Origin of the sequence: Pseudomarimonas arenosa, from assembly GCF_014841215.1 — a bacterium.
Taxonomy (GTDB): domain Bacteria; phylum Pseudomonadota; class Gammaproteobacteria; order Xanthomonadales; family Xanthomonadaceae; genus Pseudomarimonas; species Pseudomarimonas arenosa.
In genome coordinates this window covers 13437-30399 of record NZ_JACYTR010000022.1, presented here as the reverse complement: position 1 = coordinate 30399, position 16963 = coordinate 13437, and the positions used below count along the sequence as shown (strand labels likewise).

General features: G+C 61.9%; 10 protein-coding genes. 9 read left to right on the top strand and 1 reads right to left on the bottom strand.

Annotated features, from left to right (window positions below; all coding sequences use genetic code 11):
• Nucleotides 1-242: 242 nt before the first annotated feature.
• Nucleotides 243-3419 carry a sensor histidine kinase gene (locus IFO71_RS11680; RefSeq protein WP_192029819.1) on the top strand — a complete coding sequence of 1059 codons (3177 nt, stop codon included), beginning with the start codon at nucleotides 243-245 and terminating at the stop codon, nucleotides 3417-3419.
• A 1112-nt stretch (nucleotides 3420-4531) separates the two neighbouring features.
• On the opposite strand, the gene IFO71_RS11675 is transcribed toward IFO71_RS11680, so the two are convergent.
• Nucleotides 4532-4885: a DUF2200 domain-containing protein gene (locus IFO71_RS11675; RefSeq protein WP_192029818.1), complete on the bottom strand. Its 354-nt coding sequence runs from the start codon at nucleotides 4883-4885 to the stop codon at nucleotides 4532-4534.
• 315 nt (nucleotides 4886-5200) lie between these two features.
• On the opposite strand from IFO71_RS11675, the gene IFO71_RS22490 reads away from it, so the two are divergent.
• The 8 genes from IFO71_RS22490 (at nucleotide 5201) to IFO71_RS11640 (ending at nucleotide 16904) form a co-directional block, all read left to right on the top strand.
• Nucleotides 5201-9322 (top strand): M64 family metallopeptidase, encoded by a 4122-nt coding sequence (locus IFO71_RS22490; protein ID WP_192029817.1) that lies wholly within the window; start codon nucleotides 5201-5203, stop codon nucleotides 9320-9322.
• A gap of 163 nt (nucleotides 9323-9485) precedes the next feature.
• Entirely contained in the window at nucleotides 9486-10343 is an 858-nt protein-coding gene (locus tag IFO71_RS11665) for an Ig-like domain-containing protein (protein ID WP_192029816.1), read from the top strand.
• A gap of 189 nt (nucleotides 10344-10532) precedes the next feature.
• Nucleotides 10533-11648 (top strand): DJ-1/PfpI family protein, encoded by a 1116-nt coding sequence (locus tag IFO71_RS11660; protein ID WP_192029815.1) that lies wholly within the window; start codon nucleotides 10533-10535, stop codon nucleotides 11646-11648.
• Between the two features lies 1 nt (nucleotide 11649).
• A complete protein-coding gene (locus IFO71_RS11655; protein WP_192029814.1) occupies nucleotides 11650-12339 on the top strand; it encodes a response regulator transcription factor in 690 nt (229 codons plus the stop codon).
• Nucleotides 12336-13592, top strand: coding sequence for a sensor histidine kinase (locus IFO71_RS11650; RefSeq protein WP_192029813.1), 1257 nt, complete (start codon nucleotides 12336-12338; stop codon nucleotides 13590-13592). Before IFO71_RS11655 ends, IFO71_RS11650 begins: the two co-directional genes overlap by 4 nt.
• Nucleotides 13593-13793: 201 nt before the next feature.
• A complete protein-coding gene (locus tag IFO71_RS22305; protein ID WP_269749978.1) occupies nucleotides 13794-13922 on the top strand; it encodes a hypothetical protein in 129 nt (42 codons plus the stop codon).
• A gap of 103 nt (nucleotides 13923-14025) precedes the next feature.
• Nucleotides 14026-14922 (top strand): type 1 glutamine amidotransferase domain-containing protein, encoded by an 897-nt coding sequence (locus IFO71_RS11645; RefSeq protein WP_192029812.1) that lies wholly within the window; start codon nucleotides 14026-14028, stop codon nucleotides 14920-14922.
• Nucleotides 14923-15308: 386 nt separating this feature from the next.
• Complete coding sequence (locus tag IFO71_RS11640) at nucleotides 15309-16904, top strand: hypothetical protein (protein WP_192029811.1); 1596 nt, start codon at nucleotides 15309-15311, stop codon at nucleotides 16902-16904.
• The last annotated feature ends 59 nt before the right edge of the window (nucleotides 16905-16963 follow it).

Below are 16963 nucleotides of genomic sequence, written 5' to 3'. Positions count from 1 at the left end.
CGGCCGGGGGATGCATGTACTCCGAAGGGGCGTCTGGCTTGCGTGCAGGTCGTACAGAGCGCCAAAGGGCTAGGCGCAGGCATGGCTCGTCCGGCGGTTGCCTCGGCCTTTTGCTGGTTTCATTGCTGGTCCTGCTGAGCGCTCTCGCCTGCGGCGTCAACGCGACCGAGTTGGACCCTTCGAACGCCCGGTTCCGACATTTCGATCGTTCCAACGGACTGGCGCAATTGAGCGTCATTGCCATGGCTGAAGATCCCAGTGGCGAAGTGTGGCTTGGCACCCAAAGCGGCCTGAACCGCTTCGATGGCGTCGACACCCAGCTGTATCTGCCCGATCAGCGCGGCGGCGGGCTGGCCAATGCCTGGGTCACCGCGCTGGTGATCGATGCACAGGGTGATCTGTGGGTTGGTAGCCTCGGTGGCTTGGATCGCTATCGTCGCAAGCATGACAATTTCGAATCGATGAGCGACCCGCATGGCGCAAACGGCAGGCTGCGGGCACAGATGGTCAATTCGCTGCAGCTCGATCGGCAAGGGCGACTGTGGGTCGGTCATGAACACGGCGTTGCGCTGTGGAACGCTGCAGAGCAGCGGTTCGAGGAGCACCCCTGGGCAGAAGGCGACCAGACTGAGCCTTCCGGGCGCGTCTTCGCGCTGTGTCAGGACATCGAAGGTACGCTGTGGGTGGGCAGTGCCAGCGGCCTTGCGCACCTGACGCTGGCGGAGCAGAAGATCCAACGCGTCGTTGATTCGCCGCTCAGCACCGAATCCATCCGTGCATTGCTCTGCGATCAGGACGGCTCGCTGTGGATCGGCACCGACTCGCGCGGCGTGTATCGGCATCCAGCGAACAGTGCGGCCTGGGTCGCGCTGTCGGAGTCTTCGGCACATCGTCGAGAGCTGCGCATCCACGCCTTACTGCAGGATCGGCAGGGACGGCGCTGGGTTGCCAGCGATGCTGGACTCACCGAGCTGAGGCTGCAAAGCGACGGCAGCGTCGATCAGTTGCAGTATCGCTATCGACGCGACCAGCCAAGCGGCTTGGGGCGTGGCATCGTGGTGAGTCTGATGCAGAGCCGCGATGACACGATCTGGGCTGGTACCTGGCAAAGTGGCGTCAGCCTTCTGAACGCTGAGTTCAACCGAATACTGAGCTTCGGCAGCCAACACCCGGCGACCGCGCTGTTGCGCGACGACGCGGTGCGTGGCGTTGCGCTGGTCGAGGGCAGGCTTTGGGTCGGCAGTGCCGACGGCTTGTTCCAGTTTGACTTGCAGCGTTCTGAACTCAGCGAGATCGCCGGCACAGAAGGCATGACGGTGAACGCGATTGCGCCCTGGAACAGCGCCATTTGGGTAGGAACGCGGGTCGGCTTGCGACGCTTCGATGCTCAGGGACGCGCTGTTCCCATGACAGGGTTGCCCGAGCACTTTTACAGCTCACGGGTAAGGATCTTGCACGCCACGGATGCAGCGCTCTGGGTGGGCGTTGATGGGCACGGCGTCTATCGGGTTGCGCTGAAAGATGATGAGCCCTTGCAGCGTGTGGACCTGCTGGCGCCGATTGCGTTCATTGCTCACTTTGATGCCGAACGGGTGATGATCGGTGCGCAGGACGGCCTGTACTGGGTCAGCGCTGATGGTCGGCAACTGCTTCACGTACACCGCCCCCATGAACAGGATGCCCTGCACTCCTTGCCCGCGCCGATCACCAACTTCCTTCGTGGGCGCGACGGACGGCAATGGTTGGCCAGTTCGGGAGCTGGCCTGGTGCAGCTCCGCCTGGCCGAAGGAGAGCCAGCGAGTTCGGCGGAGTTCATCGTTGCGGAACAACGGCCGGCAAACGCCTTTCTGAACTGTCTGGCCGAGGACGCCGGCGGGCGTATCTGGGTCAGTACCGATGGCGGCATCAGCCGATTCGATCCGCCGGTCACCGGCTCGGCATTGGAGTCGGAGAGCGCCAGCGGCAAGTGGTTCAACTTCGACGAACAGGATGGCGCCTTGCCGGGTTACTTCTTCAGTTCGATTGCGTATTTGCCGGACGGGCGATTCGCATTCGGTGGTGGGCGCGGCTTTACTCTGCTCGATCCTGGTCATGCCGGTGCCCCGCGGATACCGCCAGCGGTGCGCCTGAATGCCTTGTGGTTGAACAATCAGATCGCGCCGATCGGCCGACCACCGCTGCTACAGGCCTTGTCACAGACTGCAGATCTTCATCTGGATGGAGCGCAGCTGCGCAGTCTCGCCCTGAGCTACGGTGCCGCGGAATTCATCAATCCGCAGCGCCTGATGTTTGCCTATCGGATGGATCCGTTTGATTCCGACTGGATCGTTGACGATCAGCACAGCCGCCGCGCCCTGTACACCAATCTGGCGCCGGGTGACTACCGGTTTCGGGTGCGTAGCGGCAACGTCGAGCGCGGCTGGTCTGAACAGGAAGCACTGCTGGCGATTCGCATCGATCCACCCTGGTGGGGCACCTGGTGGTTCCGCACGCTCGCCATCCTGTCGCTGGCGACTCTCTTGCATGCGATCTACCGTTCGCGGGTGCGCTGGGTGCAGCGCAGGCAACGCTGGCTGGAAGAGGAAGTCAAACTGCGTACCACCGAGCTTGAACAGGCCCTGGAATCCCTGCGCGAAACGCAGCGCAGCCTTATCGAGCAAGAGAAGATGGCCTCGCTGGGTTCCCTGGTGGCTGGTGTTGCGCATGAGATCAATACCCCACTGGGCGTTGCGCTGACTGCAGGCAGTCACCTCAAGATGCAAAGTGAATCGTTTGGCAGGCATGTTCAGGGCGGCAAGTTGACCCGCTCAGCCCTTGAGCACTTCGTTTCACTTAGTGCCGAGTCGGCGGAAATGATCTGCCGCAATCTGGAGCGTGCAGCGAAACTGGTGCAAAGCTTCAAGCAGGTCTCCGTTGACCGCACTTCGGAAGGCCGCCGGCGCTTTGATCTCAGCGGCTTCCTGAACGAGCTGGTTGAGAGCAGCCGTAGCCTTTGGCGCAATCGCGCAATCAAGGTGCAAGTTCAGTGCCCGGAGCGCCTGACAATGGACAGCTTTCCCGGTCCGCTTGGGCAGGTCATCACCAACCTGATCCAGAATGCCCTGATGCACGCCTTCGAAGGTCAGAGCGCGGGCATCATCCAGATTGAGGTCGGCTGCATGGACGAAGACAGCCTACGCATTGATGTCATCGATGATGGTCTGGGCATGCCGGATGAGGTGTTGAGCAAGGTGTTCGAGCCATTCTTTACCACCAAGCGTAACCAGGGCGGCACCGGTCTTGGCCTGCATGTGGTGTTCAATCTGGTTTCGCAAAAGCTCGGCGGGCGGATCGAACTGCAGAGCTCGCCGCAACGAGGCACGCGATGCAGCATCGAACTCCCACGGGTGGCGCCGGGCCTGGTAACTACGGAAAGCTGAGATCCAAACATCGAGTTTCGGCAACAGTCGAATTCATGTTTGAACAGCTGCATGCGCCTGAGCCTTGATTCGAAGCGATTTGAAACCCCTTTCCCGTGGCGGGAGAGGCCGACGTGTGGCGATTTTCGCCGCACCGGCTGGCGCTCCGGAGCTCTCTCCCCAATGTTCCGGGAGGGTTGGGGGGTCTTCCCGCCCAAGGGGCTCGCGTAGCGAGGTTCCTGGGTAGCCCGAGTCTTGCTCTGCGAAACCGCAGGGACCTTGAACCGGAGCGATTTAAAGCCCCTCTCCCCTGGAGGGAGAGGGGCTGGGGGTGAGGGTGGATGCTAACTCCGATCGCCCCCTCTCCCCCAGCCCCTCCCCCGCCAGGGGGGAGGGGGGCAAAGCGCGACTTCAGCGAATCAAAGGTGGCGGCATTGCCGTTGGGGAGCCCGGCGCTATTCTCCGAAAATCCGCAGACGGACCTTGAACCGGTGCGACTTAAAGCCCCTCTCCCTTGGAGGGAGAGGGGCTGGGGGTGAGGGGGGATGCCAACTCCGTTCGCCCCCTATCCCCCAGCCCCCCCGCCAGGGGGGAGGGGGGCAAAGCCTGACTTCAGCGAATCAAAGGTGGCGGCATCGACTGATGGGGAGCCCGGCGTTTTACTCCGGAAAACCGCAGACGGACCTTGAACCGGAGCGACTTAAAGCCCCTCTCCCCTGGAGGGAGAGGGGCTGGGGGTGAGGGGGGATGCCAACTCCGTTCGCCCCCTCTCCCCCAGCCCCTCCCCCGCCAGGGGGGAGGGGGGCAAAGCCCGACTTCAGCGAATCAATGGTGGCGGCATTGGCTGATGGGGAGCCCGGCGTTTTTTTACTCCAAAAAAACCGCAGACGGACCTTGATCCGGCGCGACTTAAAGCCCCTCTCCCCTGGAGGGAGAGGGGTTGGGGGTGAGGGGGGTGCTAACTCCGTTCGCCCCCTATCCCCCAGCCCCCCGCCAGGGGGGAGGAGCCAGGCCTGAGTTCATCCAATCAATGAGTTACGACATCGGTTCATGGAAAGGGGTAGTGAAGTGGCCGATGCGCAGCGAGTGTCGGGCGCCGGCGGGCGCCCCGGAACTCCCCGATGTTGGGCGGATCAAAGACTACGCAGAACCTTGTCCATGGTCTTGCCCTTGGCCAGCTCGTCGATCAGCTTGTCGAGATAGCGAATCTCGCGCATGGTCGGCTCCTCGACCTCCTCCACGCGCACGCCGCAGACCACGCCCTTGATCAGGCTGCGCGCGGGGTTGAGTGCCGTGGCCTGGGCGAAGAACGTTTCGAAATCGGTCTTGTTACCGATGTGCGCCTCAAGTTCGGCTTGACTGTAGCCGGTCAGCCAACGGATGACTTCGTCAACCTCATGCTTGCTGCGCCCCTTTTTCTCCACTTTGGCCACGTACAGCGGATACACGCTGGCGAAACTGGTAGTGTAGATTCGGTGCTTGCTCATCGTGGGTAGGGTCTCCCGCCTGAGTTGCAGAAAGGGTTGGACGGCAAGGTGGCTCGATTAGCCCCAGCCTGCTGTCTGCGGGCGCGCGAACAACTGGCGCTGTCGGCTCGCCTTGAGAGTGCCCACCCATGAGGACTTGTGCAGTTTGGATCGAGCCGAGTCCCAGGTGCAAGGAGTGCAGAATTGGTATAGCGTCCGCCAGCGGCCGTGTCACACTTCCGCGTGGGCTCTTCACTACAGCCACTTTGATGCGGGCCTTGCAGTGATCTTGATGCTGCGATGGCCGGCCAGGATCAGAAGATATAGAGGTCAAGCGTGCTAAAGCGTTCGATACAACTGATGGTGTTCCTGCTGATGTCCTGCGTCAGCCTGATCGCGCTGGCGGCGAGCGAGGGTTCCGCGCCTGCCGGCTGGTTGATGGTGCTGGCGGTCGACGGCGAGGGCTGGACGATCGAGAACGTCGCCACGCTGGAAACATCGCCCAGGCCGAAGGTCGCCGCCCGTGGCAGCTGGCAGGCGCGTGCGGTGGCTGCCGAGGGCGAACTGCTGTGGCAGCAGGCCATCGATGATCCGATCAGCAGCAGTTTTCACCACGCACCGCCGCGAATCGCGCTGCGCCTGCCGGCGCTGCCGATCGGAGCGCGGCTGGAAGTGCTCGATCACCAGCGCAGCGTCGTGTTCAGTCGAACGCTTGATCTTGGCGTGTTGGCCCGGGCGCAGCAATCGGCCCTCGAGCTCAAGCGATTTCATGAGCGGCTCAGCCTTCGCGATCACAGCAAATGCTGCGCGCCTGCTTCGCCCTTGAACGCGGCGCCGAAAACGGAGGTGCAGATCTCTCCCGCTCATCTTGCCGAGCTGGCCAAGAAGGCCGAGGCGGGGAAGGCTGCGGCGCGGGACGGTGTTAAGAACAATACGGCCGCGTCTCCGGTGAATGTGACTATCGGTGTGCGCCATGGCGAGAGCGGTGCTGTGGTGCGCGAGGGTTTTCTCGACCTGTACGCGCGCGGAAGCAATGGTGTTGTGGTACGCCAATCGACTGACCTTTCGAGCATTGGCGCAGATATTCAGCTCACCCTGGATACGGGTCTTCTGCTGGTTGGCTTTCGCAACTCAGAGTCCAGCCGACTCAGCGAAGAGAGCAAGTCAGTACAGCTGACTGCGAATACCACGATCACTCTCGAAGTTTTTCCCGCCGTGCGCCTTGCGGGCAGAGTCTTGGGTCGCGAGGGTGAGTCCTTGGCGGATACCAACCTGTCCTTGCAAGGCGCAGCCGCAAGTCGTTCCCTGCGCACCAACTCAGAAGGGCGATTCAGCAGTTTCGTGCGTCAGGGCAGGAGACTGGATATAGACGTTTACGGGCCTCCAGCGCCGTACTTTGCTCGCCGATGGCCTGATCTGCGGCTTGAACACGATACCGAGATGGACTTCGAAGTGCCGCGCGGCATCGTGTTCAATGCGCGCATGCTGACCCTGGAGGGTCAGCTCTTGCTTGACGGGCAGCTCGGTGTACGGTCGACGGTGCGCAATGGCTTGCTCATCTCGTCGGATGGGCAGGGACTTCATCAACTGGCCGCGCCGCCGGGCAATCGCGTTCATGTCAGCGGGGGTAACGATCAGTTCTACGGATCCGTCGGGCCGATGCAGGTTGCCGAAGGCGATCTGATCGATGTGCTGGTGGCGCCCAAGGTGACACTGAGCGGCTACGTGCACGACCTGGAGGGGCAACCGATACCTGCGCAGTGCGCCTGGCTGGGGCAGCGTGATCCTCTGCTGTCCGGGGCAGATGCGTATTGCTTGGTGGACTCTCAGGGAGGCTTGCATGCGCGTATGCCCAGCCAGTGGATAGATACGCCGGCCGTGCTGGGCTTCTGGTCGAACGATCCGAGCTTCCTGCCCACTGCCAAGGCGATTGCCTCGACCACCGCAGCGCTTGATGTGCTGCTGGAGCGGGGCGTGAGTGTCACCGGTACTCTGCAGGATGAGAGCGGTGCGCCAGTGATGGGCCAGGTCCGGGCTTATCAAGATGATTCGCTGCACTCCAGCGCCGAGTCCGACAGTCAGGGGCGATTTGAGCTGTTCCTGCCCAAAGGGGCGATCAGCCTGACCGCCGATCGCGACAATGCTGTGTCGGCGCCGGTGGCTGACAGCGAGTATGTGCATCATCTTCAGCTCGAGAGCGCAACCGAGCTGACATTGATTGCCCCGCTTGAACGATCTGTATGGACCATCGACATCGACTACAGCCGATGTGGAAACTGCGATCGTTATCTGCCCGAAGTGATGCTGCGCGTCGAGTTGGTTGAGCAGGGCGGCCATCGCCGCAATGTCTATGCCTGGCCGGACAGCGATCAACGCTATCGACTGAGTGTGGCGCCGGGCGTGTATCGTGCATCGATTCAACAAGCAGGATTCGATGCAGACTCGCTGGACCGACTGGATCTGCGCGCCAACGCAAACACTACTTTGGCGCGAACGCGAGCCAGCTATGCGCACCTGCAGGTGCGCGACCGTGCGGGAGAGCCACTGCCGGCCACCGCTGTCGGTGTGTTGGATGCCAGCGGTCGCCATCGCGTAACGAATCTGACCGACAGCCAGGGGCGCATCGAGCTGCCAAGCATGCCTGGTGGCCTGCTGAAGGTCTCTTCACCGGTGGGGGGGGGCGTTGTGGGTCAGGTGCGAGCCTTGGGCAGCGACGGCTTGGCCGTGGCAGATGATCTGCTGCTGGATAGCGTGGAGTTTCATCCCCTCAGTGCACAACCCGTGCCCCAGCTGCTGTACGGCGATGGCGAAGCATTGGGACGGCTGAATATCCTGATCATCGGCGACGGCTATAGCCATGTGACGGAGACATTCCAGGATCTGAATGGCAATGGTATCTGGGACGGCATTGTGCACTTCGACTTCGATCACGACGGTGTGCTCGACGCTGATGAGTCGTACAACCCTGTCGGCGAGTTCAACCAGCCGGTGCATGTCGGCATGCGACCGTCGGACTTGAGCGAGCCCTTCACCGACCTCAATGGCGATGGTCTGCTGAGTCAGAACGACCCTGCACTGTTTGAGTTGCATGTGCGGCAACTCACCAAGTCGCTTCTGGCTTCAGACTATTGGCAGGAGCATCGAGACAAGCTCAACGTCTACGCCCTTTGGCTGCCCTCGGCGCAGGCGGGCTACTCGCTGTATGTCGCGAACGGCAGCATAGAACGTGACACTCCCTTGCGCATGCAGCACGTCGCGGTAACGGGGATGTTCAGTTCCGACTACTTCATCGTGGAGTCCTTGGCGCAGAAGTACAGCGAACTTAGCGATGTCGTGGTTGCTCTATCGAATCAGCCGATTGCTTACGCCAGGGAGAATGTCTCAGGCAACCACATGAATCTGGCCGCCGACGCTTCGCTTCACCGTCTCAATGGCAGTGTATTTGCTCATGAAATGGGGCATGCGGTGGCGCAACTTGCCGATGAGTACATCGAGTTCGGACAAGAAACGCCAGACCCTGGCCCCCACGTGGCGGCGAACCTGATACGCATTCCTGATCCGGATGCGGCGCCCTGGTCTGCCTTCATTGCCACGCCCAATCGCAGGCTGGGTGCCGCTCACGACATCGGGGTAGGTATCTTTGAAGGCGGAAACTATTCGGCTGATCACTACTATCGCTCGCAATACAACACCTTGATGAAAGGCGAGCATGGCGTCTATGGCGTGTGGAATCGCGCGCTGTTGGCGGAGCATATTGCCAAATTGATCGGCCATGCCAAGCCGCGACATGGGCTATGGTGGGATCCGGATCGGTCCGGACACGGGTTCGATCTTGAGCTGGTCGACGGCAGTCTGTCGATACTCTGGTACACCTATCGCAGCGATGGAACACCTACCTGGTACTTAGCTTCGGCGCCTTGGGTCGGAGGCCAATGGCAGGCCGATCTACTGCGCTTTCGCAACCAGCCAACGGTTCAGAGCGAAGTGATAGGCACGCTTAGCTTCCTGTATCACGACCGGGAGAATGGCGTGTTGGCGTGGGAGATCGATGGCGAGCACGGCAGTGCGCGGATTGAGAAGTTCAGGTTCGGCGATGCATCGCCCACGCCTGATCACACCGGCGTCTGGTACGACCCAAGCGATCCGGGCTGGGGTTTCACCTTCGAGGAACAAGGTTCGACCCAGGCTGTTGTTGCCTACTTCTATGACCACCTCGGCGAAGCCACCTGGGCCATCGGCACCGGTGATCGACAATCGCAGACGATTCCCTTGCTGCACATGACCGGCACTCACCTTTGTCCACTGTGTAGCGGCGAGGCCAGCACCCAGCATGAGTCGATTGGTCAGATGACGACCCTGCTGCACAGTGAAACCGAAGGCTCAGTCAGCATGTCGACCACGCGCGGTGCTTCATCCTGGCGGCGGGAAGGCGTGCAGGTTCGCCGGCTCAATCAATGAACGGGCGATGCTGGAGCAGGGCTGGACGTTGATTCGTCTGCACATCCGATAATGCGGCCGGTCGAACGCGATGGATTTCGCATCGTTTGATTTGCGTCAAAGAGTGGCGGCCCGGCGGTGGGACAATGGCTCCAGGACAGTGCCTTGGCCACGAGGAGCGGAGATGTCGACCTGGGTTGCAATCCACTTGGCAAGGGCTGGCGCTGTGCTTGGCTTGATGATGACAGCGTCGCTGTTGTGTGAACCCGTGCACGCGCAGGCGACGCTGAACAGCGCGCCAAGGGTTTCCATCACCGGTGTGAGCGAGCTGCAACGCGCCGATACTCTGTGCGTGCAACTGCAGGATGGGCAGTCGCTATCGTTCGACGATTTGAGCGTTTCGGATGCCGACGTCGGGGTGGCCGACCTGCGGGTACGTGTGGAGCTTGAGCCCGGCGGCTTGGGCGCGCCCAGTGTGCTGATTCCGGGATTGTCCGGTCTTCCTGGCGTGACCATCATTCGCGAAGAGCCCGATCGGATTCGATTTTCGGCGCCGCTGACCTCGGTGAACAGTGCCCTGGCAGCCCTGGTCTATCAGTCCGAAGGCCTTGCCGTCGATGTGCTCGACATTATTGTCGATGATCAGCAGCTACCGCCATTGAGCGCCGAATTCAGGCTTTGGATCGAAGTGCTGGCGTCCACCAGCAGCAATGTGGCGCGCTGTCGCCCGCCGCCGGACCTGCAAGCGGGCTCGGATACCGGGGCCAGCAATGAGGACGACATCACCTCGGCCGCAACACTGAGTTTCGATGTCACAGGAGTGCTGGACACAGACGTTGTGCAACTATTCAACGATGCGGAATTGATCGATCAGGGCACCGCCACGGGTACCAGCATCGTGCTCACCGATCCGGCGCCCGTCGTCGACACAACTGGCCTGTACTCGGTGGTGGTGAACGGCGATCTCGGTAGTGCTGCGTTGAGCGTCGCCATTGTGTCGGCTACCGTCTTTCATGACGGATTCGAAACCGTCGTGAATTGAGCGCTGATTCAGCCTGAGCCTGTGTTTTCGAACCGGGCCGTCGGGCTTGACGCGCGCACCGAACGGATCCGAGATCCTGCCCTGGTTCGATAGAGCAGGCGCGAGGTCCGTTCTCAGTCAGCTGGCGATTTGAAGTTCGTTTCACATCGTCCGCGCACAGTGGCGCTCCCAATCAACGGAGCTGACATCATGCGGATACTCACCAAGGCGCTGAGCGCGCTGTTGCTTGCCAGCCTGCACAGCCCAATCGCCAAGGCGGCTGAGGACAAAGTGCTGATCGTCGTGAGCGGCGAAGGGCAGGACCAAGGAAAGACCCGGCCCGGCTTCGAAATCGATGAGCTGTCGCAGGCGTACCTGATCTTTCGCGCCAATGGCCTGGAGGTTGAAATCGCCAGCCCCAAAGGCGGCCCGGTGGAGGCCGACAAGTACAACCCACAGGAGCCGTTCAACGCGCGTCTGCTGGCCGATGCCGCTGCCATGAAGCAGCTGGCCGCCACACGCTCGACCGCCGACCTGAAGGCCGAAGACTACGCTGCCATCTACATCGTCGGCGGCAAGGGTGCGATGTTTGATTTACCGCGCGATACCGCGTTGAAGTCACTGCTGGCTGACGCTTATCAGCGCGGTGCGGTGATTGCTGCTGTGTGCCACGGCCCCGCGGCGCTGAAGGACGTGCGTCTGGCCGACGGTTCCCTGCTGGTGGCCGGCAAACAAGTCACCGGCTTCACCAATGAAGAGGAAGCGCTGTTCGGCAAGCGCTGGCGGGCGGAGTTTCCGTTCCTGCTCGAAGACGCGCTGCGTGCAGATGGCGCCAGGTGGACCGAAGCGCCGCTGATGATGCCCTGGCTGGCAGTGGATGGACGATTGATCACCGGTCAGAACCCGTACTCCACCACTGATGTAGCGGAAGCTCTCGTTAAGGCCCTGGGTCGCCAGCCGGTGGCGCGCGAACGCTATCGCGACGAGCGCACCATGGCGCTGGTGGGTGAGCTGCTGGAAGGGAAATCCGACGCGGTGACGTCGCGTCTGGCAGGCGCACGCAACGACTACCATGTCGAGCTGATCGGCATGCTGGGTTACTACCAGCTGCAAGCCGCGGAAACGGATGCGGCGGTGCGCGATGCGCTGACCGTGATGCAGCTGGCCGTGCCCTACATGCCTATGCCTGAACTCAAACTGGCCATTGCCCAGGCTCACCATCGGCTGGGTGAGTCTGCGCCTGCTCGTCGGCTGGTGCAGCAGTTGCTGGACGCCAAGCCCGACATGCAGGAGGCTAAGCAGCTGTTGCAGGAGATCGACAGCTGACGTGAGCACCGAGCGGATCCAGGTGCTGGTGATCGAGGACAGTCACGCCTTGCGCACCAGCCTCGCGGCCTTGTTTGAGCACTACGGCCATCGCGTCGATTTCGCGGCGGATGGCCGCAGTGGCCTGGCGCTTGCGCTTGCGCAGCCGCCCGATGTGCTGGTGCTGGATCTCGGTCTGCCCGGCATCGACGGCCTGCGCGTCTGCGCGCAGCTGCGGCAGCGCGCGGATCGGCACATTCCGGTGTTGATGTTGACCGCCCGAGACACCGTCGATGACACGCTGTCCGGCTTCGAGGCCGGTGCCGATGACTACCTGACCAAGCCGTTTGACGAAAGAGAATTGCTGGCCAGGTGCCTTGCGCTTTCGCGACGCCATCGCGTGGGGGAGGTCTGCGTTCTGCAGATCGGCACGCTGTCGATTGATCGGCGCAGCGGCGAGGTGCGCCGGCAGGGGCAGCTAATAGAACTGCAGCAAACGCCGCAGCGCATTCTGCTCGAACTGGCTGAGGCCTGGCCGCGCACGCTGACCCGCAGTGAGCTTATCCAGCGCTTGTGGGGCGACGAGGCACCCATGTCCGATCCGCTGCGCTCGCACCTCTATCTGCTGCGTCAGGCGCTCGACAAGCCGTTTCAACGCGCGATGCTCAAGACCGTGCACGGCATCGGCTTCAGGCTGGAGGCCGATGAATGAGCCTGCAGCGACGCTTGATGCTGGCCTTTGCTGGCTTCGCCGTGTGCGTGGCTGCTCTCTTCGGCATGTACGCCTTCTTGTTCGTCTATTTCGTTGAAGATCGCTTCTTCTCGGCCATGCTGAAAGAGGAGGCCGAGCAGCTGATGCAGGCGCATGCTCGCGACGGCCAGTGGCCTACGCCCAGCCGCCCCTTCATGCGCCTCTACCACGATCCCGCGACGTTTCCGCCCGAGGTTCGTGAGGTGTACCGGGAGGAGCCGCAGCGCATCGAGTTCAGCGGTGCTGAGGGTCGTCACTATCACCTGCTGCGCTTGCCCGTCGAGCCGCCGGTGTATCTGCTTGCTGAAGTCGGTCAGCAGTTGGTGGTGCGGCCGATTCGCACGCAATTGCTGCAGGTGCTGGCCTGGTCGGGCACGGCCGTGCTGGCCCTGGCGCTGCTGCTCGGTCACCTGCTTGCGCGCAGGGCGGCAGCGCCGATCGTCCATCTGGCAGATCGGGTCGATGCGCTCGATCCGGCCCGCTTGCCCAGCCGTTTCACTGTCGGCGATGCCGATGCTGATGCCGAAGTCGGTGTGTTGTCGCGTGGCTTGGATGCACTGGTGCGCCGCATCCACGCGTTCGTTGAGCGCGAGCAGGCCTTTGTGCGTGACGCCAGCCACGAGTTGCGCACGCCGCTCACCGTGATCCGTATGGCCAGCACGCGGCTATCTGAGCAGACCGATCTCTCGAACGCTGCCCATGCGCATCTGGAGCAGATCCGCCAATCGTCGCAGGCGCTGGAACATATCGTTATGTGTCTGCTGTCCTTGGCGCGCGAAGAAGCCTTGCCAACCCAACCCGAGCCGATTGCTATCCTGCCCGTGCTGGAACGCGTCATCGTGGACCAATCCACGGTTCTCGAAGGCAAGCAGGTCGAGATTGAGATCTCTGTAGCGCCCGAGGCGAAGGTGTCGCTGCCGACACCGGTGCTGCAGATGCTGTTGGCCAATCTCATAGGAAACGCCTTTGCGCACACCGATCAGGGCAGCGTGCAGATTCAGTTCCGCGACCGGCGACTGCAGGTAATCAACACCGGGCATCCGATTGACGACGATCTCGCCGCGCGACTGTACGAGCCGTTCAGTCGCAGCAAGATCAGTGCAGGTGCCGGGCTCGGTCTCGCCATCGTGCGGCGGCTGTGCGATCGCTATCACGTCGAGCTTTGCGTCGACAGCGACCAGCGCAACACCATTGCCAGCATTCAGTTTGCCTGAGGAAGGTCTGGTCCTTGGTGTGGATATCTGGCCGATCGCAGGGCGGGTCGTGTTGATCCAAGGAGGGTCTGAACAAGTCCATCCTGGACTTTTCAGACGCGCCGAGTTCGGCACCGGTGCGAACTCGTTTCGGCCGCTCCGCGGCTACGTCGAGCTTCGCTCGAATGCGCTGATCAATAACTTACGTGGTTGATCGATCCGGTGCCCGTCGTCGACACAACTGGCCTGTACTCGGTGGTGGTGAACGGCGATCTCGGTAGTGCTGCGCTCAGCGTGGCCATCGTGTCGGCCAGCATTTTCCGAAATGGGTTCGAAACCATTATGAATTGATGGTCGAATGGTGTTCGATTACCGCGCGCGACCTGCACGGCGCGCCGTAGTGGCCTGTTAAACTGCACCAGATCTGCTGGCTCAGGCTATCGAGTAGAACGCATTGAAACGAACTCAACAAACGGTTCTCGTTGCTCTTCCTGCCCGCGACTACGATCCGAGTGAGGCAGCCTTGCCTTGGCAGCGTCTGCGCGAAGCAGGAATTGCGGTGAGATTCGCCACGCCTCTGGGTGAGCCATCCGAGCCTGATCAACTCATGCTGAGCGGCCAGGGGCTGGATCTATGGGGATGGATTCCCGGCCTGCGTCGAATGCCCTTGCTCGGTTTGATGCTGCGAGCCAATCGCGAAGCGCGACGCGCGCATGCAGACATGGTCGGTGATTCCGCGTACCGCCATCCTGTTCCGTATGCCGAGCTGAGGGTCGAGCACTACGATGGTTTGTTGTTGCCGGGTGGTCACCGCGCACGCGGCATGCGCGCCTATCTCGAAGACCCATTGCTGCAAGGCCTGGTCGCTGATTGCTTCGAACGCGACCTGCCTGTTGCGGCGATTTGCCACGGGGTGGTACTGGCAGCGCGCAGCCGGCGCGAGAGCGACGGCCGCTCGGTATTGCATGGGCGCAAGACGACGGGCTTGACCTGGAATCTGGAGCGTAGCGCCTGGAACCTGATGCGATTCGCCGGCCGGATATGGGACCCGAACTACTATCGGACCTATCCTGAGCGGCGTGGTGAACCTGCAGGCTATCGCAGCGTGCAGGCTGAAGTTAGCCGCGCCCTGGCCTCGCCAGATGATTTTCTCGATGTGCCGGCCGGAGTTTCGCACCGCTGGCGCAAGCGCAGCGGCTTGTTCAGAGACGGGCCGCAAGACCATCGCGCCGCCTGGGTAGTATGTGACGGCAACTATGTGTCGGCACGATGGCCAGGGGACGTGCACGCCTTTAGCCAGAAATTCGTCGAGGTGATGGGTGGGTCGCGGTCGATGGGGTCTGCCGCTTAACATGGCCTTGATTCGGTGGTTAAGTGTTCAAGCCTTGAGGCATCCGGCTTCTTGTGCTGGCAGTAAGTAGGCAAGACCCTCGAACGGCACTGCGGCGCGCCGAGTCCGGCACAGGTCCGGACTCGTTTCGGCCGCTCCGTGGCTACAGCTCACCGAGCTTTGTTGACAAAGCTTAGCAATATGTTAAGAGCGGCGAATGCCACGCATGGCTTGGCCAGCATTCAATAAGGGGTATAATCTCAGGTCTCAACCCAACACGTGGACTGATGTTCGACAAATGCGTGGTTGGTCGGGTGGGCCAGATGCGGGCGTCGTCGGCTGTTCGCTAGGCATGCTGCCCGCATGGTGCGTGCTTGAGGGTGTCAGTCGCGGCAAAGTGAGGGCGTATGCGCGCGCTGTCGATCCGAGGGCTGTCGGGAGTCCTTCTGGCCTCGATGTCAGCGCTGGCGTTGGCTGGGGCACCAGTAAGCGATACGCTGATTTCCGGCCCGAGAGACGCCGACCCGCTGGAAGTCGTCACCATGGACTTCTCATGGCAGGGCGGAACGCCGCCTTACCGGGTCGAGCTCGACTATGGGCAGAACAATCCGCCGCTGCTACTGCCGACGTTTGGGCCCACCACGCTGACCAGTGCGTCGTGGTCGTGGCAAAACTTCGAGCCTGGCTTGGTTACGGTTCAGGCCACGCTGGTGGATGGCTCGGGCGCCCGCATCGCGTTCGACGACCACATGGTGGCCTTCAGAACCGAGGGCCCGTACTACATATACAACTATCCCTATGTCGAGTTCGACGGAGTCGACTGTTTCTCCAATCAGCCGAGGCAACAGGACTTTGCCTTGAATCCCGACTTCGATCTGATGGAGAGCTTTATCGAGATCCTTGGCGAGAGCGATGCGGGAGGTCCGATCATTCGCTGGCGCAATGAGCAGGCGCCGACGCCTCCGTTCTTCGTCGACCGCGTGGACGTATTTGAACAGCTGGCTCCGCCTCCTTCCGGCTCCTTGTACTACGGCATTCGCCAATGGTTCAGCGCAGGCGGCTTGCTTGCGCCGCTGGCTTATGGAGACTACGACATTGCCGACACCCTGCAGGTCGGTGGAGTGCTGCTGCCCACACCGCCGCTGGTCAGCGGCGAGCGATATCGAATCCGCATGTATACCAGCGACGGCGGCTGCATCGGCTCGACCGCGGAGATGATCTTGCAGCGAAACCCTCCGGCCCTTGAGGTCGCCGAGGGCGAGGTCGGCTTGACGTCCGATTCCGCTGGCTTCGAGTTGAATGGCCTGTTAGTGCCGCAGGGGGTCGAGACCCGATTCGAATCGGCGGCCCGCCTTGGTGTGACGGCAGACATGCTGATGTTCTGCAGAGCCTTTGCAGTGCGCCAGGCGATCATAGCGTTCGAGAATCGCTACGAAGATCTGGTGGCCGATTGCGAAGAAGATTCCGACCGCACACTGTTCATCGATTGCGGGGCGCCGACAGAGCCCGGCGACTTGATGTGGTGCCAGCAGGCTACGCGCAGTTGCGCAGTAGTGGATGAGTTCGAGCAAGAGGTCGCGTGGCAGCTGCTGTTCTCCGAGCAAAGCATTCTGGAGATCAACCAGCGTTGCCTTGAGGCGGCCGGCACTCCTCGGCAGTTGGCGAAAGGGACCGAACCCATCGTGCTGCAGGCCCCATTTGGCGTCGGTCGCCTGAGCACCGCACCCGGTTCCGACTTTGTGCTCCGCGGGGCATTTGCCGAGGCCCTGGTTCCGGGCGGCGGGACGGTGGAGATCTGGGAGATTGCCGAGCCGGCGGTCGCCACAGAGTTCGCCGCACCGAGCGGCCCTATTCAGGTCACACCCTACGCAACACCGGGCTCACCGGTCACGCTGCAGTCGGGGTTCAGAATGCTGGTGCTGGAAACCGGGGAGACGGCTACCTTGCCCATGATCAGCATCTTCGCGAACGGCTTTGAGCAGCCGACGGTGGAAGTCAACTAGCCGGTCCGCTGCCGAGTCAGGATTGGCCACGCTGCGGAGAAGATGACTGTTCGGCGAAC

Excerpts from the sequence above, each read along its gene's own strand:
- IFO71_RS11650 (WP_192029813.1), top strand. The coding sequence starts at position 12,336 with ATGAGCCTGCAGCGACGCTTGATGCTGGCCTTTGCTGGCTTCGCCGTG.
- IFO71_RS11640 (WP_192029811.1), top strand. The coding sequence starts at position 15,309 with ATGCGCGCGCTGTCGATCCGAGGGCTGTCGGGAGTCCTTCTGGCCTCG.
- IFO71_RS11660 (WP_192029815.1), top strand. The coding sequence starts at position 10,533 with ATGCGGATACTCACCAAGGCGCTGAGCGCGCTGTTGCTTGCCAGCCTG.
- IFO71_RS11665 (WP_192029816.1), top strand. The coding sequence starts at position 9,486 with ATGTCGACCTGGGTTGCAATCCACTTGGCAAGGGCTGGCGCTGTGCTT.
- IFO71_RS11675 (WP_192029818.1), bottom strand. The coding sequence starts at position 4,885 with ATGAGCAAGCACCGAATCTACACTACCAGTTTCGCCAGCGTGTATCCG.
- IFO71_RS11680 (WP_192029819.1), top strand. The coding sequence starts at position 243 with ATGGCTGAAGATCCCAGTGGCGAAGTGTGGCTTGGCACCCAAAGCGGC.